The organism is Geodermatophilus sp. Leaf369, assembly GCF_001424455.1.
Lineage (GTDB): Bacteria > Actinomycetota > Actinomycetes > Mycobacteriales > Geodermatophilaceae > Klenkia.
In genome coordinates, this window is the sequence record NZ_LMQA01000001.1 from 34704 (window position 1) to 54405 (window position 19702).

The following is a 19702-nucleotide window of genomic DNA, read 5'->3' on the forward strand; positions in this document are numbered from 1 at the left end:
AGGCCGGTCGCCGGACCGCCATGCTCACCGGTGTGAGCGACGTGCCCGCCCCCGGGCGACAGCTGATCGAGTCCGGGTTCGGCATCGCGGGGACGATGACCTCGGCGGCCGCGACGGTCGTCTACGCCCCCGCCGACGCCGTGCTCCAGCTCGACGACCGGTTCGGCGGCTGTCTGCGCGGGCTGGCCGACGACCTGGCCGAGGGGGCCCTGCCCCGGCGGGAACGGGCCCGGGCCGGGGCCGCGCTCGCCTTCGCCGTCGAGCACGGGGTGACGCTGGCGCGGCGAGACCGCCGGGTGCGCACCGACGGGTTCTTCACCGAGCGGGCCGGGGGCCGGGTCGCCGCCCGCGAGGTGGGCGAGGCCGTGCTGCTGGCCGCCCGGGCCGCCGCCGACGACCGCCGGGTGCGACACCTGGGCTACCTGCTGGCCGAGGTGGTGGCCTCCCCCGACGTGGACACCGCGCTGGCCGACCGGGTGCTGCGGACGGCGTCCGGGCTGAGCTGGCGGCAGCTGGCCCTGCTGGCCGCGGTCGGCCGCCGCGAGCGCACCCCGCTCCCGCTCACCCCGGTGCCGGTCGACCCGCGGGCCTGGACCACCTGGGGCGCGGTCGAGGACCTCGTGGAGCTGCAGCAGGCCGGCCTGCTCGACCCCCCGGTCGCCGTCCCGCGCCCCGGCGGGTCCGCGCCGCCCCGGCTGCGCCCGGCCGACCTGCGGCTGACCCGCCGGGGGGTGCTGGTGCACCGCCTGCTGGCGCTGGACTTCGTCCGGGCCGACGACGTGGAGGCCGCCCTCGCCACGCTGGGCTGACCCGGCGTTCAGACCTCGACGACGAGGGCGCCGGCCTCCTCGCGGACCCGGTAGACCGGCAGCGGGGCGGCACCGGTGGTCGGGGTGCCGTCCCAGCGCCAGGCGTTCAGGTGCAGCGGGCACACCACGACCCGCGCGTCGGACTGGCCGTCGGCCAGCGGCCCGCCGGCGTGCGGGCAGACCGCGGCCACCGCCCGCAGCGACCCGTCGCGCAGCCGGAACACCGCCACCGCCGTCCCGCCGACGGAGAAGGCCCGCCCCTCCCCCACCGGCACCTCGTCGACCCGGCCGACCACGTGCGCCTGCAGCGACGTCGTCATCGGACCGGCACCTGCGGCAGCACGGTCAGCGGCAGCGACGTGCGGAACTGCCCCGGCGACGCCTGCTGGGCCAGGTCCTGCGCCCACGGGTCGGTGTAGGCGTCGATCGAACGCTGGATGCCGGCGTCCAGGTCGGCGCAGATGCCCTCGGCGTCCTCCAGCAGGGTCTCCTTGATCCGGTCCAGCCCCCAGCGCGGCACGAAGTCGTAGGTGCGCTCGAGCCAGTTGCCGTTCTCCCGGTACAGCTGGATGAACCGGCCGATCACCGTCATCACCTCGTCGGGGGTCGACACCGTCGTCAGCAGGTCGCCCTTGCGCACCGAGGCCCCGGCGGCACCGCCGACGTAGACCTCCCAGCGGCCCTTGCCGGTGGCCACGACGCCGACGTCCTTGACGTAGGCCTCGGCGCAGTTCCGCGGGCAGCCGACCACGGCCATCTTGATCTTGGCCGGGCTCTCCACGCCCTGGAACCGGGTCTCGATGTCGATGCCGAGCTGGGTGGAGTCGTCCAGGCCGAAGCGGCAGAAGTCGCTGCCCACGCAGGTCTTCACCGTGCGCATGGACTTGCCGTAGGCGTAGCCCGACGGCATCCCCAGGTCCGCCCACATCCTCGGCAGGTCCTCCTTGCGGACGCCCAGCAGGTCGATGCGCTGGCCGCCGGTCACCTTGACCATCGGCACCTCGTACTTCTCCGCGACGTCGGCGATCCGCCGCAGCTGGGCCGGGGTGGTCACCCCGCCCTTCATCTGCGGGACGACCGAGAACGTGCCGTCGCGCTGGATGTTGGCGTGCACCCGGTCGTTGACGAACTTGGCGTCGGGCTCGTCGACGTAGTCGCTGCCCCACACCATCCGCAGCAGGCTGACCAGGCCCATCTTGGACTTCGCGTCCTCGGCGCCGCCGGGGGCCAGGGTCGCGAAGACCGCCGAGACGCTGCGCAGGTCGTGCTCGCGGATCGCGGCGACCAGCTCGGACTTGGGCATCGGCACGCCGGGCACGTACCAGGACGCCGACTCCTCCACGGTGAGCTCGCCGTCGGCCGCCCACTCGATGATCCGCTCGACGAGCCCCTTGCACGAGCCGCAGCCCTTGCCGGCCCGGGTGGCGTCCATGACCTTCGGCAGCGAGGTGCAGCCGTCGGCGACGGCGCCGCAGATGGTGGCCTTGGAGACCCCGTTGCAGTTGCAGACCTGGGAGTCCCCGGGCAGCTCGGCCACGCCGACCTCGGCGTCGCCGTCGGAGAGGTCGACCAGCAGCCGGATCCGCTCGGGCGGCAGCGGGGTCCCGCGGTCGAAGGCCTGGGTCAGGAAGGCGACCTTGCGGGTGTCGCCGACCAGGGTCGCGCCGATCAGCAGGTCGTCCCGGACGACGACCGACAGGTACACCCCGCGCTTGGGCTCGCTGATCACCAGGAACTCGTCGGACTCGCGCTCGGGGGTGCTCACACCCATGACGGCGACGTCGACCCCGGCCACCTTGAGCTTGGTCGCCGTCCGGGAGCCGGTGTAGGCCGCGTCCGGGTCGGTGCCGGTGAGCAGGTCGGCCAGCACGGTGGCGTGCTCCCACGCGGGGGCGACCAGGCCGTAGACGGTGCCGCGGTGCTGGGCGCACTCCCCGATGGCGTAGACGTCGGGGACGTCGGTGGCCAGCCGGTCGTCGACCAGGACCGCCCGCTCCACCTCGATCCCGGACCGGACGGCGACGTCGGTGTGCGGGCGGACGCCGGCGGCGACGACGAGCAGGTCGCAGTCCAGCCGGCGGCCGTCCTTGAGCAGCACCCCGGTGACCCGGTCGGTGCCCAGCACCTCGGTGGCCATCGCGTCGGTGTGCACGGTGATGCCGAGCTCCTCGACGCTGCGCCGGACCACCCCGCCGGCCTCGACGTCGAGCTGGGCGTTCATCAGCCAGCCCATGGCGTGCACGAGCTCGACCTCCATGCCCTGGGCCTGCAGCGCGCGGGCCGCCTCCAGTCCGAGCAGCCCGCCGCCCATGACGACGGCCTTCCGGTGCGTGCGGGCGGCGGCCAGCATCTGCCGGGTCTCGTCGATGGTGCGGAACCCGACGACGCCCTCGCGCAGGGCGCCGTCGGCGGTGCGCACACCGGTCATCGGCGGGATGAACGAGTGGCTGCCGGTGGCCAGCACCAGGTGGTCGTAGCCGGTGGCCGTGCCGTCGGCGGCGTAGACGACCTTGGCGGCGGTGTCGATCCGCTCCACCCGCACACCGGCGCGCAGCTCGACGTCGCGCTCGGCGTACCAGTCGTGGCTGTTGAGCACGATGTCGGCCTCGTCGGCCTCCCCGGCCAGCACCGGGGACAGCATGATCCGGTTGTAGTTGCCGTGCGGCTCGTCGCCGAAGACGGTGATGGCGAAGTGCTCGCCGCCGTCCCGGTCGAGGACCTCCTCGACGAAGCGGGCGCCGGCCATCCCGTTGCCGACGACGACGATCCGCGCGCGGGTGTCGGTGTCGCCGAAGGACAGCGTCGTGAGCCCGGCGGGCCGGCCGCCCAGGACCGTGCTCCCCGACCGCGGGGCCATCAGACCTCCACCAGCCCGAGGTCGACCACCAGCTCGCCGGTGACGCCGTCCGGCGCGGCCACGTGCAGGGTGACCACGCTGCCACCGGGCAGGTCCTCGACCACCCGCAGCGGCACGTGGACGTCGCCCTTGGCGCCGATCGGGAACCAGCGCACCGGCTCCCCGTCGCGCACCAGCAGCACGTAGACCAGCTCGGCGGTGGAGTTGCCGCCGCGGAAGTACAGCGCCTGGGCGCTGGCGCCGGCCGGCACGGTGTAGGTCAGCGCGGGGTCCACCGGGCCGGGCTTGGTGAGGCCCTGCCCGATGAGGGGGAAGACGCCCTGCAGGAACCTCGGGGTGCTCTTCACGGCAGCGGTTCTCCTCCGGGTGGGGGTGAGCGGGGTGCGGGGGACGGTCTCGAGCACGAGGGCCGCCGGTTGCGACGTCGGGGCGGGCACCTGCTCCGCGGGGCCACCGACGCGGGCGACGGCGACCGCGCAGGTCTTGAAGGCCGGCATGCGGCTGACCGGGTCCAGCGCGGGGTCGGTGAGCGCGTTGGCGCTGGACCCACCGCCCCAGTGGAAGGGCGCGAAGACGACGTCGGGGCGGATCGCGTCGGTGACCGTGGCGGTGAACCGGGCCTTCCCGCGGCGGGTGGTCAGCTCGACGACGTCGTCGTGGGCGATGCCGTGCCGGGCGGCCAGGTCGGGGTGCAGCTCGGCCCGGGGGGCGGGGGCGACGAGGGCCAGGCTGCGCGAGCGGCGGCTCTGCGTCCCGGACTGGTACTGCGCCATCACCCGGCCGGTCGTCAGCACGTAGGGGTGCTCGCGGTCGGGGGTCTCGTGCGGGTCGGTGTGCTCCACCGGCAGGAACCGGGCCCGGCCGTCGGGGGTCGGGAACCGGTCCAGGAACAGCCGCGGGGTGCCCGGGTGGTCCGGCGTCGGGCAGGGCCAGAACACGCCCTGCTCGGCGTCCACCCGGGCCCAGGTGATGCCGGCGTAGTCGGCCCGGCCGCCGGCGCTGGCCCGGCCGAGCTCGGCGAACACGGTCTCCGGGTCGGCGCTGAAGTGCGCACCCGACCCCAGCCGCCGGGCGAGGTCGGCCAGCAGCGTCAGGTCGTCGCGCGCCTCCCCGGGCGGGTCCAGCGCCCGGCGCCGGCGGATGACCCGGCCCTCCAGGTTGGTCATCGTGCCGTCCTCCTCGGCCCACATGGCGCTGGGCAGGACGACGTCGGCGAGCTCGGCGGTCTCGGAGAGGAAGAAGTCGCTGACGGCGAGGAAGTCCAGCTCGCCCAGCCGGCGCAGCACCCGGCGGGCGTCGGGGGCGGACACCGCAACGTTGGAGGCCAGCACCAGCAGGGTCCGCACCTCGCGGCCCAGGGCGTCCAGGAGCTCGAACGCGCTGCGCCCGGGCTGGGGCAGGTCGGCGGGGTCGACGCCCCAGACGGCCGCGACGTGCGCGCGGGCCGCGGGGTCGGCGAGCATCCGGTACCCGGGGAGCTGGTCGGCCTTCTGGCCGTGCTCGCGGCCGCCCTGCCCGTTGCCCTGCCCGGTGACGGTGCCCCAGCCGCTGCCCGGTCGGCCGACCAGGCCCAGTGCGAGGGCCAGGTTGATCCACGCCTGCGCGGTGTCGGTGCCGTTGCGGTGCTGCTCGGCGCCGCGGGCGGTGAGCACGATCGCGTTCTGGGCCCCCGCCAGCGCCAGCACCGTGCGGCGCTGCTGGGCCACCGGCACCCCGGTCAGCCGCTCGACCCGGTCGGGCCAGTACGCCTGCACCCCGGCCCGGACGGCGTCCCAGCCCGTCGTGCGGGCCGCGACGTACTGCTCGTCGACCAGCCCCTCGGCGATCGCGATGTGCAGCAGCCCGTTGGCCAGGGCCAGGTCGGTGCCGGGGAGGGCCTGCAGGTGGACCTCGGCGGCGCGGGCGGTCGCGGTCCGGCGGGGGTCGACGACGAACAACCGCCCGCCCTTCTCCCGGGAGGCGTCCAGGTGCTGCATGGCCGGCGGCATGGTGTCGGCGGGGTTGCTGCCCACCAGCAGCAGGACGTCGGCGTCGGCGAGATCGGCCAGCGGGAACGGCATGCCGCGGTCCAGGCCGAAGGCCCGGTTGGCGGCGCCGGCGGCCGAGGACATGCAGAACCGGCCGTTGTAGTCGATCTGGGAGGTGCGCAGCGCCACCCGGGCGAACTTGCCGAACTGGTAGGCCTGCTCGTTGGTCAGCCCGCCCCCGCCGAAGCACCCGACCGCGTCGCGCCCGTGCGCGGCCTGGGTGCCCCGGATCGCCGTGACCACCACGTCCAGGGCCCGGTCCCACGTCGTCTCGACGAACGGCGAGGTCCGGTCGCCGGGGGTGGCGCGGACCAGCGGCCGGGTCAGGCGCTCGGGGTGGTCCAGCAGCTCCGGCGCCGACCACCCCTTGGAGCACAGCCCACCGCGGTTGGTCGGGAAGTCCGCCGGCACGAGGGTGGCCGGGCGGTCCCCGGCGGTCATCGTCACCCCGCACTGCAGGGAGCAGTACGGGCAGTGGGTCTGCGTCGTCCGGGTGCGGGACGGCGCGGGGGTCGACACGGGGCGAGCCTGCGGGGTCCCCGTGTCGCGGCCGCTGCCGTGGGGTCAAGGTCGCGTTCCAGCGACCTCACCACCGGCCGGCGTCCCCCGTGCGGACCGGCACCGGTTGCCGTTCCCGCAACGGGCACCTCCCTCGGGGCCCGGGTCGGGCACGCTCGGGGCATGACAGCCGATGCCGCCGAGTGGGACGACCGCTACGGACCCGAGCAGATCTGGAGCGGGCAGCCCAACGCCGCCCTCGTCGCCGAGGTCGCCGACCCGCCGCCGGGACGGGTGCTCGACGTGGGGTGCGGGGAGGGCGCCGACGCCGTGTGGCTGGCCGGCCGCGGCTGGCAGGTCACCGCGCTCGACGTCTCCCGGGTCGCGCTGGAGCGGGCCGCCCGGCACGCCGCCGACGCCGGGGTGGAGGTCACCTGGCTGGCCGCCGGACTGCTGGAGGCCGACCTGCCGGCCGAGGCGTTCGACCTGGTCAGCGCCCAGTACCCGGCGCTGCGCAGCACCCCGGGCCGGGACGCCGAACGGGCGCTGCGGACGGCGGTGGCACCCGGCGGGACGCTGCTGGTGGTGCACCACGCCCTCGTCGACACCGCCGAGGCGGCCGCCGCCGGCTTCGACCCCGCCGACTACGTGAGCCCGGCCGACGTCGCCGCCACCCTGGACGACGACTGGGAGGTGCAGGTGCACGAGGAACGCCCCCGGCACGTCACCGGCGGCGCCGGCGCGCACCACACCCACGACGTCGTCCTCCGGGCCCGCCGGCTGCGCTGACCCGCCCTCAGCCGCCTCCGTGCGTCCTCCTCCACCGACGTCGGTGGCTGAGGACGCACGGGGGTCGTCGGAGCTGATCGACGCCCGGGGGGGCGGGGTCAGTCGAGGGAGCCGCGCTGCTTCTTCAGCTGGCCGCGCTGCTTCTTCGCGGTGATCCGGCGCTCCTTCGACCCGCGGGTGGGCTTGGTCTTCCGACGGGGCGGGGCCGGGGGTGCCAGGGCCTGGCCGATGGCCATCGCCATCCGGGCGCGGGCGGCCTCCCGGTTGCGCAGCTGCTGGCGGTGCTCGGACGCCGCGATCGTCAGGACGCCGTCGACCAGCCGGTCGCCGATCCGCTCGGTGAGCCGGGCCAGCTGGTGCTCGGTGAGCCCGGGGATGTCCAGCGGGCGGACCGACAGCTCGACCCGGCTGTCCGCGGTGTTCACACCCTGCCCACCCGGTCCGCTCGAGCGGCTGAACCGCCAGCCGAGCATCGCCGCGGGCACCGTCAGGCGCGCGGTGACCGGGAGGTCGCCTGAGGCGTCGTCGGTGGGCACGAGGACCATCCTCCCGTGTCCACCCTCGCAGCTGCCCTCGCCGCCGGTCCCGTCGTCCTCGACGGCGGGCTGTCCACCGAGCTGGAGGCCCGCGGGCACGACGTGACCAGTGCGCTGTGGTCGGCCCGGCTGCTGCGCGACGACCCCGGTGCGATCCGGGACGCGCACGCCGCGTTCGCCGCGGCCGGCGCCCAGGTGGCCACCACGGCCAGCTACCAGGCGACGGTGCCCGGCTTCGAGGCCGCCGGGTTCGACGACGCCCGGGGGCTGATCGCCCGCTCGGTGCAGCTGGCCCGGGAGGGCGCCCCGGGGTCGTGGGTGGCCGGGTCGGTCGGCCCGTACGGGGCGTACCTGGCCGACGGGTCGGAGTACACCGGCGCCTACCTGGACCACGTCTCGATCGACGAGCTGCGGGCCTTCCACCGGCCCCGGCTGGCCACCCTGGTCGAGGCCGGCGTCGACGTCCTCGCGCTGGAGACGCTGCCCGGCGCGGCCGAGGTGGAGGCGCTGCTGGCCGAGGTCACCGCGCTCGACGCCCCGGCCTGGGTCTCCGTGTCGGCGGTGACCGGCCCGGACGGGGTCACCCGCACCCGCCGGGGCGAGCCGCTGTCCGACGTCCTGGGCATGACCCGCGGCATCGACCAGGTGGTCGCCGTCGGGGTGAACTGCACCGACCCGGCCGCCGTCGTCCCGGCCGTGGTGTGGGCGAGGGTGTCCAGCGGCAAGCCGGTGGTGGTCTACCCCAACAGCGGCGAGACCTGGGACGCCGACGCCCGCGCCTGGACCGGCACCCCCGGGGTCGGCGACGTCTCGGCCTGGCTGTCGGCCGGAGCCCGGCTGGTCGGGGGCTGCTGCCGGGTGCGCCCGGACGACGTGGCCGCGATCGCGGCCACCGTCGCCGGGAAGGTCTGAGCGGTAGGGGACGCTGGACAGCACGATGACCCTCTCCGACACCACCCCCGACCTCGTCGCGCTGCTCGACCAGGGCAACGACCCCGACGCGCTCTTCGAGCGGTTCGCCGGCTGGGCCGCCGACACGGGCACCGTGCTGTACCCGGCGCAGGAGGAGGCGCTGATCGAGCTGGTCAGCGGGGCCAACGTCGTGCTGGCCACCCCGACCGGGTCGGGCAAGTCGCTGGTCGCCACCGGCGCGCTGTTCGCCGCCCTGGCCCAGGACCGGGTGTCGTTCTACACCGCGCCGATCAAGGCGCTGGTCAGCGAGAAGTTCTTCGCCCTGTGCGGGGTGTTCGGCGCGGAGAACGTCGGCATGCTCACCGGTGACGCCTCGGTCAACGCCTCGGCGCCGATCATCGCCTGCACCGCCGAGGTGCTGGCCAACATCGCGCTGCGCGAGGGCGCCGGGGCCGACATCGGCCTGGTCGTGATGGACGAGTTCCACTTCTACGGCGACACCGACCGCGGCTGGGCCTGGCAGGTGCCGCTGATCGAGTTGCCGAAGGCCCAGTTCCTGCTCATGTCGGCGACCCTGGGCGACACCACCGAGCTGCGCGCCGACCTCTCCCGCCGCACCGGCCGGGACACCGCGCTGGTGGCCAACGCCGAGCGCCCGGTGCCGCTGACGCACTACTACGCGACCACCCCGATGCACGAGACGATCCAGGAGCTGCTGGACACCCGGCAGGCCCCGGTCTACGTCGTGCACTTCACCCAGGCCTCGGCGCTGGAACGCGCGCAGGCGCTGATGAGCGTGAACGTCTCCACCAAGGAGCAGAAGCAGGCGATCGCCGACATGATCGGCGGCTTCCGGTTCTCCAGCGCCTTCGGGACGACGCTGTCCCGGCTCGTGCGACACGGCATCGGCGTGCACCACGCCGGGATGCTGCCCAAGTACCGCCGGCTGGTCGAGCAGCTCGCCCAGGCCGGGCTGCTGAAGGTCATCTGCGGCACCGACACCCTGGGCGTGGGCATCAACGTGCCGATCCGCACCGTGGTGTTCTCCGCGCTCTCCAAGTACGACGGCACCCGCACCCGGCTGCTCAACGCGCGTGAGTTCCACCAGATCGCCGGGCGCGCCGGGCGGGCCGGCTACGACACCGCGGGCACCGTCGTCGTCCAGGCACCCGAGCACGAGGTGGAGAACCTCAAGCAGTTCGCCAAGGTCGCCGACGACCCCAAGAAGCGCCGCAAGCTGGTCCGCCGCAAGGTGCCCGAGGGCATGGTGCCGTGGAGCGAGGCCACCCAGCAGCGGCTGATCGCCGCCGACCCCGAGCCGCTGAGCAGCCACCTGCGGGTCTCGACCGGGATGATCCTCAACGTCGTCGCCCGCCCCGGCGACCCGTTCGCGGCCATGCGGCACCTGCTCACCGACAACCACGAGCCGCGCAAGCGCCAGCTGCGGCTGGTCCGGGAGGCCATCGGCATCACCCGGGGCCTGGTGACCGCCGGGGTGCTCGAGCGCCTCGACGTCCCCGAGCCCGACGGACGGCGCTACCGGCTCACGGTCGACCTGCCGCCGGACTTCGCGCTCAACCAGCCGCTGTCGACGTTCGCGCTGGCCGCGATCGGGCTGCTGGACCCCGACTCGGCCGCCCCGTCGCCCTCGGTGCCGGAGTCCCCCGGCTCGAGCACCTACGCCCTGGACGTCGTCTCGGTCATCGAGGCCACCCTCGACGACCCCCGCCAGATCCTGGCCGCCCAGCTCAACAAGGCCAAGGGCGCGGCCGTGGCGCAGATGAAGGCCGAGGGCATCGAGTACGAGGAGCGGATGGAGCTCCTGGAGGAGATCGCGTACCCCAAGCCCCTGGAGGAGCTGCTGGAGTACGCCTTCGAGACCTACCGGGCAGGCAACCCGTGGGCCGCGGACGCCCAGCTGTCGCCCAAGTCGGTCGTGCGGGACATGTGGGAGAAGGCGTTCACCTTCCGCGAGCTGGTCAACGAGTACCAGCTCACGCGCTCGGAGGGCGCGGTGCTGCGCTACCTGTCCGACGCGTTCAAGGCGCTCCGGTCGGGGGTGCCGGCCGACGCCCGCACCGAGGAGGTCACCGACATCGTCGAGTGGCTCGGCGAGCTGGTCCGGCAGGTCGACTCCTCGCTGCTGGACGAGTGGGAGGAGCTGACCAACCCCTCGGCCCCGCTGGACGCGCCGGTCGCCGTCCCCGCCCGGCCGCGACCGGTCACCGGCAACGAGCGCGCCTTCACCGCGATGGTGCGCAACCAGCTCTTCCGCCGGGTCGAGCTGTGGGCCCGCCGCCGCTGGTACGACCTGGGGCAGCTCGACGCCGCCGCCGGCTGGGACGCCGAGGCCTGGGGCGACGTGGTGCAGGCCTACTTCGCCGAGCACGAGGAGGTGCAGACCGGCGCCGACGCCCGCGGCCCGGCGCTGCTGGTGGTCGACAAGACCGAGCCCGGCCTGTGGCGCGTGCGCCAGATCGTCGACGACCCGGCCGGGGACCACGACTGGGGCTTCGACGTCGAGGTCGACCTGGAGGCCTCCGACGAGGAGGGCTCGGCGGTCATCCGCCTGGTGGGAGCCGGCCGCAAGGACTGAGGAGTTGCCGGGCGCAACCGTGTGCCCGGTCACAGGGGCCCGCTGTGGGAGGGTCCCGGCGATGTCGTCGTGACGGTGTGGGAGATGGTCGCGGTCGCCCTGGCCGGGCTGGCCGCGGGGTCGATCAACGCCGTCGTCGGCTCGGGGACGCTGGTCACCTTCCCGGTGCTGCTGGCCGTCGGTCTGCCGCCGGTGACCGCCACGGTGTCGAACTCCCTGGGGCTGGTGCCGGGCAACCTCACCGGCGCGATCGGGTACCGGCGCGAGCTGGCCGGCCAGCGCCGGCTGGTGCTCTCGCTGCTGCCCGCCTCGGTGCTCGGCGCGCTGACCGGGGCGTTCCTGCTGCTGCACCTGCCCGCCACGGCCTTCGAGACCGTCGTCCCCGGCCTGGTCGCGCTCGCCGTCGTCCTGGTCGCCACCCAGCCGCTGCTGCAGCGGTGGCTCGCCCGGCGCCGGGAGCGGGCCGGCGCCGTCCCGCTGGCCGACGTGCGGGTGCGGGGCGGCCGGCTCGCCGCGCTGTTCGCCGGGGCGTACGCCACCGGCACCTACGGCGGGTACTTCGCAGCCAGCCAGGGCGTGCTGCAGATCGGCGTCTTCGGCCTGCTGCTGCCGCACTCCCTGCAGCAGCTGAACGCGATCAAGAACGTGCTCACCCTCGGGGTCAACGCCGTCGCCGCGCTGACCTACGTGGTCGTGGCCACCGACCGGATCGACTGGCCGGCCGCCGGACTGGTCGCCGGCGGCTCCCTGGTCGGCGGGTACCTGGGCTCGACCTTCGGGCGCCGGCTGCCGGCACCGGTGCTGCGGACGGCGATCGTCGCGCTCGGGATCACCGCCATCGTGGTGCTGGTGACCCGGTGAGCTGGTGGGAGTGGGCGCTGCTGCTCCTGGCCGGCGTCGGTGGCGGACTGACCGGGTCGATCGCCGGGCTGGCCTCGCTGGTCAGCTACCCGGCGCTGCTGGCCTCCGGACTGCCGCCGGTGACGGCGAACGTGACCAACACCGTCGCCCTGGTCTTCAACGGGGTGGGCTCGATCAGCGCCTCCCGCCCCGAGCTCGTCGGGCAGGCACGCCGGCTCGTGCCGCTGTCCGGGGCCGCGCTGCTCGGCGGGGTCACCGGCACCGTGCTGCTGCTCCTCACCCCGGCCGGGGGCTTCGAGCGGATCGTGCCCTTCCTCATCGCCGGGGCCTCGGTGGCGATCCTCGTGCAGCGCCCGCCCCGGGAGCTGGCCGCCGAGGGCGCCCGGCACTCCACCCGGTCGCAGTGGGGCCTGGCCCTGGGTGTCTACGCGATCGCCATCTACGGCGGCTACTTCGGGGCTGCGGCCGGTGTCCTGATGCTGGCGATGTTCCTGCTCACCACCGGCACCACCGTGCCCCGCGGCAACGCGGCCAAGAACGTGCTCCTGTTCGTGGCGAACCTGGTGGCCGCGGTCGGCTTCGCGCTGTTCGCCGATGTCGCCTGGGCCGCGGTGCTGCCGCTGGCCATCGGGTTCTTCGTGGGCGGGCGGTTGGGGCCGCGGGTGGTGCGGCGGGTGGACGGCACGTGGCTGCGCCGGGTGATCGCCGTCCTCGGTCTGGGCCTGGCGCTGAAGCTGGGGTTCGACGCGTTCGGCTGAGCTCAGCGCAGCGCGGCGACGGCGGCCGCCGTCGTCGTCACCCGGCCCAGCAGCGGGAACACCCGGGCGACGGCGAACTCGTGCATGACGGCGTCGATGCTGCTCATCGCGTCCTCCACCAGCACCACGGCGTACCCGTGCTCGTGCGCGGCCCGGGCGGTGGACTCCACGCCCAGGTTGGTGGCCAGCCCACCGAGGACGACGGTGTCCACCCCGCGGGAGCGCAGCTCGGTGTCCAGCGCGGTGCCGTGGAAGCCGCCCCACCCGTGCCTGGTGAGCACCACGTCGCCCAGCGGACGGATCTCGTCCACGACCTCCCCCAGCGTGGGCTGCAGGCCGTCGGAGCGGGTGCCGACGTCGGTGGGCTGCCGGGGGCCCCCGACGGGCGGCTCCATCTGCAGCAGCACCACCGGGGCACCCGCGGCCCGGAACGCCTCGGCCAGCTCGAGGGCGTTGTCCAGCACGGTGTCCGCCGGGTGCGGGGCGACGTCCCGGCTCACGAGACCCCGTTGCAGGTCCACCAGCACCAGGGCGCTGCGGGTGGGGTCGAGCGTGGAGACGGGCACGGGTGGGACCTCCGGGGGCGGGGGGCGAGCGGCCCAGGCTGCCACGTCCGGTGGAGTCACTCCACCCAGGCCGCGTCAGCCCCGGACGACGTAGGCGGCCAGCAGCAGCACGAACCCGGCCGCACCCACCAGCAGCCGGGCCGGGGTCAGTCCGCCGAGCAGGCCGGCCGCCTCCGACACCGACTGCGCACCCACGGTGCGGCGGCGGACCCGCACCTCGTCGGCGAGCAGCACCCCGCCGGCCCCCAGCAGGGCCAGGCCCAGGCAGAGGAAGACCGCGGCCAGCCGCTCAGGGAACCCGTCGGCCACCGGGGCCAGCGCGAGGACGACCACCAGGACGCCGACGACCAAGCCGAGGGCGGCGCCGGCGACCGGGGCCCAGGGGCCCATCCGGGTGCGCACCGCCCGGGGTGCGACGGCGGTCCGTCGGGGAGGTGGGTCGACCGGGTCCGCCGGCGCCTCGTGGGGCACCTCGGGCCAGACGTCACCGTCGCGGGAGAGGCCGGCGACCACCGCGGCCGGCGGGGCCGGGGGCTCGGCGGGGAACGGCGGCGCGGTGGGGACACCCGTCGGTCGATCGGTCATCGGTGATCACCTCGAGGGACGACCGTAGGGGGTGGGCGGGGCGCACGCGGGACCGCCGGGTCGACGAGTCGACGTGTCGACTCGTCGACCCGGCTGTGGTCGGCGGTGGTCAGAGCAGCCGACGGGTGCCCGGCTCGACCACCCGCAGCCACCGGTGGCCGTAGCCCTCCAGCGCCAGCTCGACCTGACCGCGGTCGTCGATCGGCGTCGACCCGTCCTGCAGCAGGTCGGCGAGCAGGTGGCCCTCGGCGCAGTCGGTGAGCACCAGCGGCACCCGCACCGGCTCGGCGGACAGGTTGTGCACCGCGACCAGGCTCCCGTCGTCCCAGGTGCAGCGGTGCGCCAGCACCGCGGCGTGCGGCTGCTCAAGCACCTCGAGGGCACCCCAGCCGAGCTCGGGGCACTCCCGCCGGCGGGCGATCAACCGCTTCATGAACGACAACAGCGAGTCGGGGTCCTTGCGCTGGTCGGCCACGTTGACGAACTCCGGCGCGTACCCGCCGGTCACCACCGGACCGGGCAGCTTCGACGCCCTCGCCCGGGAGAAGCCGCCGTTGACGCCCGACGTCCACTGCATCGGGGTGCGGACGGCCAGCCGGCTGCCCACCGACAGCTCCTCCCCCATGCCGATCTCCTCGCCGTAGAACAGCGTCGGGGTGCCGGGCAGGGAGAACAGCAGGCTGTAGACCATCCGCACCCGGCGGGGGTCGCCGGCCAGCATCGGGGGCAGCCGCCGGATGAGGCCCCGGTCGTAGACCTGCATCTCCGGGTCCGGACCGAACGCGGCGAAGACCTCCTGCCGTTCGGACTCGGTCAGCTTGTCCAGGGTCAGCTCGTCGTGGTTGCGCACGAACGTGGCCCACTGCGAGTCCGGCGACGTGGCGGGGCGACCCTGCAGGGCGGTCACCAGCGGGCCGGCGTCACCGCGGGCCAGGGAGAGGTAGGTGGCCTGCATGCCGATGAAGTCGAACTGCATGGTCAGCTCGTCTCCGTCGGTGCCGCCGTAGAACTCCAGCTGCTCCTCGAAGGGCAGGTTGACCTCGCCGAGCAGGATGCCGCCGTTGGTCCGCCGGTCCAGGAACGCCCGGATGTCGCGCAGGTAGGCGTGCGGGTCGGGCAGCGCCCGGGCCTCGCCGTCGGCGTTGCCGGAGGTGTCCAGCAGGAACGGGACGGCGTCCATCCGGAAGCCGTCCAGGCCCAGCTGGGTCCAGAACCCGACGATCTTGGCGATCTCGTCCCGGACCACCGGGTTCGTCACGTTCAGGTCGGGCTGGGTCTTGTAGAACTGGTGGAGGTAGTACTCCCCGGTCTTCTCGTCGAGCTCCCAGATCGAGTCCTCCTGGTCGGGGAAGACGACCTGGTCGCTGGTGTCGGGCGGGGTGTCCGAGCGCCACACGTACCAGTCGCGGTACGGGTTGTCGGTGGACCTCCGGGACTCCTTGAACCAGGGGTGCTGGTCGGACGTGTGGTTGACCACGAGGTCGGCGATCACCCGCAGGCCCCGGTCGTGGGCGGTGCGGATGACCTCCACGACGTCGCCGTGGTTGCCCAGCCGGGGGTCCACGCCGTAGAAGTCGGTGATGTCGTACCCGTCGTCCCGTTCGGCGGTCGGGTAGAAGGGCATCAGCCACAGGCAGGTGACGCCGAGGTCGACCAGGTGGTCCAGCCGCTGCGCCAGGCCGGTGAAGTCCCCGACCCCGTCGTCGTTCCAGTCCATGAACGTCTCGACGTCCAGGCAGTAGAGGACGGCGTTCTTCCACCACAGGTCGGCCGTGTCGGTGATCCTCACGCCAGCACCGCCGGCTGGGGCTCCTGCTCGGGACGACGGATGCCAGGCGGCCCGGGCGGGTCGATGGCCAGCGTCGGCTCGGGCACCTCGACGTCGAGCTGGGGCAGCACGTGCTCCCCGAACGCGTCCAGGAACGCCGTCTGGGTCTGGCCCACGTGGTGCAGCACGACCCGGTCGAACCCGAGCTCGGCGTACTCGGCGATCCAGGCCGCGTGCTGGCCGAGGTCGGCGGACACCCGCACGGCCTGGGCGACGTCCTCGCGGCTGACCAGCGCGGCGACCTGGTCGAAGCTCTTCGCGCCCTCGAGCTCCCAGCACAGCGGCGGGGGCAGCACGTTGGAGCGCCACTGGTCGTAGGCGGTCTCCATCGCCTCGTCGGCGTCCGGCGCCCAGGACAGGTGCAGCTGCAGGGTGGCCGGGCCGTGGCCGCCGGCGTCGCGGTAGGCGGCGAGCACCTCGCGCAGCCGGTCGTGCGGCTGGTTGATGGTGATCAGCCCGTCGGCCCAGTCGGCGCCGCGGCGCGCGGTCTCCGGGGTGACGGCGGGGGCAATGAGGGCGGGCTGCTGCTCGGGCAGGGTCCACAGCCGGGCCCGGTCGACGGTCACCAGCCCGTCGTGGGTGACCTCCTCGCCGGCCAGCAGGGCGCGGATGACGTCGACGCACTCGCGCAGCCGGGCGTCGCGCAGCTCCTTGCGCAGCCACTTCCCGCCGGTGATGTGCTCGTTCATCAGCTGGCCGCTGCCCAGGGCGATCCAGAACCGGCCGGGGAACATCTGGTTCAGCGTCGCGATGCCCTGGGCGATCATGGCCGGGTGGTAGCGCTGCCCCGGTGCGTTCACCGCACCGAAGGGCAGCGACGTCGTGGCCATCGCGGCCCCGAGCCAGGCCCAGGCGAACCCGGACTGGCCCTGGCGGACGCTCCACGGCTCGAAGTGGTCGGAGCACATCGCGGCGGTGAAGCCGACCTGCTCGGCGTGCTGGACGGCGGCGAGCAGGTCCCGCGGTGGGATCTGCTCGTGGCTGGCGTGGAAGCCGATCACGGTCATGGGGGCTGTCTATCGGCTCCCGGGGGTCCGGGCATCCCGGGTTGCACTGGTCAACCAGGACCCACGACGGCAGGATCCCCCGTCGTGCACCCGTTCCCGCTGGTCCGCGGCTGGCGCGTGGAACCGTCCCCCGACCGGTCGTACCTGGACGTGGTGGACGCCACCGGGCACTCCCGGGCACGGGTGGTCGGACTGGGCCCGCGCCGGCTCACCCCGCGGGGCCGGCAGGTGCTCCCGGTGCTGCTCCCCGACGGCTCGGCCACGACGCTGACCAACGGCACCCGCTGGTGGGGCGGCCGCCGGGCCCGGACCCGCGGGATCCTGCCGCTGGCCGGGTCGACCTACGTCCTCCAGCACCGCAGCAGCCGGCGGGCCCGGGTGCTGCGGGACGGCGCCTGGATCGCCACCGCGCTGCGGGAGGTCGCGGGTCCCCGCATCGAGGTGCGCACGGTGCTGACCCCGGACGACGAGCTGGCCTGCGCGCTGTTCGGCCACGTGCTGCGGCCCGGGCGCGGCAGCGTGCTCGGCGGGCTGGTGGAGGTCCTGGGTTCCGGCCCCTGAGCCCCGGGTCCGCCGGCGACGGGCACGCCCGGCGCAGGGAGACTGGTCCCGTGCTGCCACCTCCCGGGACCCCCGGCACCGACCTGCCGGTGCGGGCGGTGCTCGGTGAGCTGACCGACGCCCTGACCCGGCACGGCACCGCGGTGCTGGTCGCACCGCCCGGTACCGGGAAGACCTCGCTGGTCCCCCTCGAGCTGGCCGCGACGGGCACGGTGCTGGTCGCCGAGCCGCGCCGGGTGGCCGCCCGGGCCGCGGCCCGTCGGATGGCCTCGCTGGTCGGCGAGCGGGTGGGTGACCGGGTCGGGTTCAGCGTGCGCGGGGAGTCGAGGAGGTCGGCGGTGACCCGGATCGAGGTGGTGACCACGGGGCTGCTGCTCCGCCGGCTGCAGTCCGACCCCGAGCTGGCCGGCGTCGACACGGTGGTCCTGGACGAGGTGCACGAGCGGCAGACCGACACCGACCTCGCGCTGGCCTTCGCCCTCGACGTACGGGCGACGCTGCGCCCGGAGCTGCGGCTGCTGGCCATGTCGGCCACCGCGCAGGCACAGCGGCTGAGCGAGCTGCTGGGCGCCGCGCCCGTCGTCGAGGCCACGGGGGCGCTGTTCGACGTGGAGACCGTGTGGTGTCCCCCGCGACCGCCGGTGCAGCCACCGCTGGGCACCCGGGTCGACCCGCGGCTGCTGGACGCCGTCGCCGACACCGTCCGCCGGGCGCTGACCGAGACCACCGGCGACGTGCTCGTCTTCCTGCCCGGGGCCGCGGAGATCGGCGGGGTGCAGAAGCGGCTCGGCGGTCTGGACGTCGACGTCCGCCCGCTGCACGGCCGGCTGCCCAGCGCCGAGCAGGACGCCGCACTCACCGCCGGTCCGCGCCGCCGGGTGGTGCTGGCCACCGACGTCGCCGAGTCCAGCCTCACCGTCCCCGGCGTCCGGGTGGTCGTCGACGCCGGGCTGGCCCGCACGCCGCGGGTCGACATGTCCCGCGGGCTGGGTGCCCTGGTCACCGTGCCCGCGTCGGTCGCCGCGGCCACCCAGCGCGCCGGCCGGGCCGGGCGGGAGGGGCCGGGGCGGGTGTACCGGCTGTGGTCGGAGGCCGAGCACCGTCGCCGTCCGGCCGCCCCGGAGCCGGAGATGGCCACCGCGGACCTGACCCCGGTCGCCCTGGAGCTCGCGACCTGGGGCGCCCCCGGCGGCGTCGGGCTGGCACTGCTCGACCCGCCCCCGGAGGCCGCGATGGCCGTGGCCGGGCAGACGCTGCGCACCCTCGGCGCGGTCGACGACGAGGGCCGGGTGACCGACCGCGGTCGCCAGCTCTCCGGGGTCGGGGCCCACCCGCGGCTGGCCCGCGCGCTGGTCGACGGGACCCCGCTGGTCGGCCGCAAGCGGGCCGCCGAGGTGGTCGCGCTGCTGTCGGCCGACGGCAGCCCGCGCTCCGACGACCTGGTCGCGGCCTTGCGCGAGGCCCGCCAGGGTCACGGGCCGTGGCGGGAGGAGGTGCGCCGGCTGGAGCGCGCCGTCCCCGACGTCGCGCGCACGGACCTGACCGACGACGCCGCGGCCGGCCTGGTCACCGCGCTGGCACACCCGGAGTGGCTGGCGCGACGGCGGCCGAAGACCGAGCGCACCTACCTGCTGGCGGCCGGCACCGGCGCGGAGCTGCCGCAGGGCACCGCGCTGGGTGGCGCGGAGTGGATCGCGGTGGCCGCCGCCGACCGCGCACCGGGCCGCCGGGACGCCCGGGTCCGGCTGGCCGTCGCCGTCGACCAGGACACCGCGCTCGAGGTGGGCGCGCACACCGACGGCCCCGAGGTGGTCTGGCGGGACGGCGACGTGCGGGCCGCCCGGGTCGAGCGGCTCGGCGCGATCGTGCTCACCCAGCGCCCGCTGCCCGACCCCGACCCCGACCTGGTGGCGGCCGCGGTCGCCGAGGGCCTGCGCACCGAGGGGCTGGCGCTGCTGCGCTGGACCCCGGCCGCGACGTCGCTGCGCGAGCGGTTGGCCGCCGCGCACGCCGGGCTCGGCGAACCCTGGCCGGCCGTCGACGACCGCGCGCTGAGCGAGGCCCTGGGGGCCACCCCGCAGGTGCGGGCCGCCCGCGACCGGCACGACCTGCGCCGGCTCGACGTCCTCGCCGCGCTGCGGGCGCTGGTGCCGTGGGAGCTGGCCGCGACGCTGGAGGACGCCGTCCCGGAGAAGGTCACCGTCCCCGGCGGCGGCGGGCACACGGTCGACTACTCCAACCCGGAGAGCCCGACGGCCTCGATGCGGGTGCAGGAGGCCTTCGGCTGGAAGGAGACCCCGACGGTGGCCGGGCGGCCGCTGCGCCTGGAGCTGCTCTCCCCCGCCCGCCGGGTGGTGGCCACCACCGGCGACCTGGCCGGCTTCTGGCAGACGGGCTACCCGACCGTGCGCAGCGAGCTCAAGGGCCGCTACCCCAAGCACCCCTGGCCCGAGGACCCCGCCCGGGCGCTGCCGATCCGGCGGGTCAAGCCCCGGAGCTGAGTCACACCGGG

The 19702-nt window shown here is 75.1% G+C and carries 16 protein-coding genes; 8 read left to right on the plus strand and 8 right to left on the minus strand.

Annotated elements, in window-relative coordinates:
* Positions 1–32 precede the first annotated feature (32 nt).
* The gene (locus ASG36_RS00175; protein WP_235494431.1) at positions 33–809 is read left to right on the plus strand and encodes a hypothetical protein; all 777 of its coding nucleotides are present in this window, start codon (positions 33–35) and stop codon (positions 807–809) included.
* Positions 810–817: 8 nt separating this feature from the next.
* Here the strand turns inward: ASG36_RS00175 and ASG36_RS00180 are convergent, their stop codons facing one another.
* The 3 genes from ASG36_RS00180 to ASG36_RS00190 are packed head-to-tail and all read right to left on the minus strand — an operon-like array spanning position 818 to position 6212.
* A complete protein-coding gene (locus tag ASG36_RS00180; RefSeq protein WP_055757860.1) occupies positions 818–1129 on the minus strand; it encodes a Rieske (2Fe-2S) protein in 312 nt (103 codons plus the stop codon).
* Positions 1126–3666 (minus strand): nitrite reductase large subunit NirB, encoded by a 2541-nt coding sequence (gene nirB / locus ASG36_RS00185; protein ID WP_082522682.1) that lies wholly within the window; start codon positions 3664–3666, stop codon positions 1126–1128. Before nirB ends, ASG36_RS00180 begins: the two co-directional genes overlap by 4 nt.
* The gene (locus tag ASG36_RS00190) at positions 3666–6212 is read right to left on the minus strand and encodes a molybdopterin oxidoreductase family protein (protein ID WP_055757863.1); all 2547 of its coding nucleotides are present in this window, start codon (positions 6210–6212) and stop codon (positions 3666–3668) included. The genes nirB and ASG36_RS00190 overlap by 1 nt, the downstream gene beginning before the upstream one ends.
* A gap of 162 nt (positions 6213–6374) precedes the next feature.
* Between ASG36_RS00190 and ASG36_RS00195 the strand changes: the two genes are divergently transcribed.
* On the plus strand, positions 6375–6980 hold the full coding sequence (locus ASG36_RS00195) for a class I SAM-dependent methyltransferase (RefSeq protein WP_055757866.1): 606 nt from the start codon (positions 6375–6377) through the stop codon (positions 6978–6980).
* 98 nt (positions 6981–7078) lie between these two features.
* Here ASG36_RS00195 and arfB read toward each other — a convergent pair whose 3' ends face one another.
* Positions 7079–7516, minus strand: a complete 438-nt coding sequence (gene arfB, locus ASG36_RS00200; RefSeq protein WP_369794058.1) for an alternative ribosome rescue aminoacyl-tRNA hydrolase ArfB — start codon at positions 7514–7516, stop codon at positions 7079–7081.
* A gap of 15 nt (positions 7517–7531) precedes the next feature.
* Between arfB and mmuM the strand changes: the two genes are divergently transcribed.
* The 4 genes from mmuM (at position 7532) to ASG36_RS00220 (ending at position 12643) form a co-directional block, all read left to right on the plus strand.
* Entirely contained in the window at positions 7532–8428 is an 897-nt protein-coding gene (gene mmuM / locus ASG36_RS00205) for a homocysteine S-methyltransferase (RefSeq protein ID WP_055757873.1), read from the plus strand.
* Between the two features lie 25 nt (positions 8429–8453).
* Positions 8454–11024 carry an RNA helicase gene (locus tag ASG36_RS00210; protein WP_055757876.1) on the plus strand — a complete coding sequence of 857 codons (2571 nt, stop codon included), beginning with the start codon at positions 8454–8456 and terminating at the stop codon, positions 11022–11024.
* 69 nt (positions 11025–11093) lie between these two features.
* Positions 11094–11885, plus strand: coding sequence for a sulfite exporter TauE/SafE family protein (locus tag ASG36_RS00215; RefSeq protein WP_200944296.1), 792 nt, complete (start codon positions 11094–11096; stop codon positions 11883–11885).
* A complete protein-coding gene (locus ASG36_RS00220; protein WP_055757879.1) occupies positions 11882–12643 on the plus strand; it encodes a sulfite exporter TauE/SafE family protein in 762 nt (253 codons plus the stop codon). Before ASG36_RS00215 ends, ASG36_RS00220 begins: the two co-directional genes overlap by 4 nt.
* A 2-nt stretch (positions 12644–12645) precedes the next feature.
* Here the strand turns inward: ASG36_RS00220 and ASG36_RS00225 are convergent, their stop codons facing one another.
* The 4 genes from ASG36_RS00225 to ASG36_RS00240 all read right to left on the minus strand — a co-directional run bounded on the left by ASG36_RS00225 (position 12646) and on the right by ASG36_RS00240 (position 16629).
* Positions 12646–13209, minus strand: coding sequence for an isochorismatase family protein (locus tag ASG36_RS00225; protein ID WP_055757881.1), 564 nt, complete (start codon positions 13207–13209; stop codon positions 12646–12648).
* A 75-nt stretch (positions 13210–13284) separates the two neighbouring features.
* Positions 13285–13794 carry a hypothetical protein gene (locus ASG36_RS00230; RefSeq protein WP_055757884.1) on the minus strand — a complete coding sequence of 170 codons (510 nt, stop codon included), beginning with the start codon at positions 13792–13794 and terminating at the stop codon, positions 13285–13287.
* Between the two features lie 109 nt (positions 13795–13903).
* Positions 13904–15583 (minus strand): alpha-amylase family protein, encoded by a 1680-nt coding sequence (locus ASG36_RS00235; RefSeq protein ID WP_055757887.1) that lies wholly within the window; start codon positions 15581–15583, stop codon positions 13904–13906.
* Positions 15580–16629 carry a TIGR03885 family FMN-dependent LLM class oxidoreductase gene (locus ASG36_RS00240; protein ID WP_055757891.1) on the minus strand — a complete coding sequence of 350 codons (1050 nt, stop codon included), beginning with the start codon at positions 16627–16629 and terminating at the stop codon, positions 15580–15582. The genes ASG36_RS00235 and ASG36_RS00240 overlap by 4 nt, the downstream gene beginning before the upstream one ends.
* An 84-nt stretch (positions 16630–16713) precedes the next feature.
* On the opposite strand from ASG36_RS00240, the gene ASG36_RS00245 reads away from it, so the two are divergent.
* The gene (locus ASG36_RS00245; protein WP_055757894.1) at positions 16714–17190 is read left to right on the plus strand and encodes a hypothetical protein; all 477 of its coding nucleotides are present in this window, start codon (positions 16714–16716) and stop codon (positions 17188–17190) included.
* 50 nt (positions 17191–17240) lie between these two features.
* Positions 17241–19691: an ATP-dependent helicase HrpB gene (hrpB, locus tag ASG36_RS00250; RefSeq protein ID WP_055757896.1), complete on the plus strand. Its 2451-nt coding sequence runs from the start codon at positions 17241–17243 to the stop codon at positions 19689–19691.
* Positions 19692–19702 lie beyond the last annotated feature (11 nt).

Bases quoted from the DNA above. Each gene is read 5' to 3' on its own strand.
- ASG36_RS00180 (WP_055757860.1), bottom strand. From the start codon at position 1,129: ATGACGACGTCGCTGCAGGCGCACGTGGTCGGCCGGGTCGACGAGGTG.
- nirB (WP_082522682.1), bottom strand. From the start codon at position 3,666: ATGGCCCCGCGGTCGGGGAGCACGGTCCTGGGCGGCCGGCCCGCCGGG.
- ASG36_RS00195 (WP_055757866.1), top strand. From the start codon at position 6,375: ATGACAGCCGATGCCGCCGAGTGGGACGACCGCTACGGACCCGAGCAG.
- ASG36_RS00210 (WP_055757876.1), top strand. From the start codon at position 8,454: ATGACCCTCTCCGACACCACCCCCGACCTCGTCGCGCTGCTCGACCAG.
- ASG36_RS00230 (WP_055757884.1), bottom strand. From the start codon at position 13,794: ATGACCGATCGACCGACGGGTGTCCCCACCGCGCCGCCGTTCCCCGCC.
- ASG36_RS00240 (WP_055757891.1), bottom strand. From the start codon at position 16,629: ATGACCGTGATCGGCTTCCACGCCAGCCACGAGCAGATCCCACCGCGG.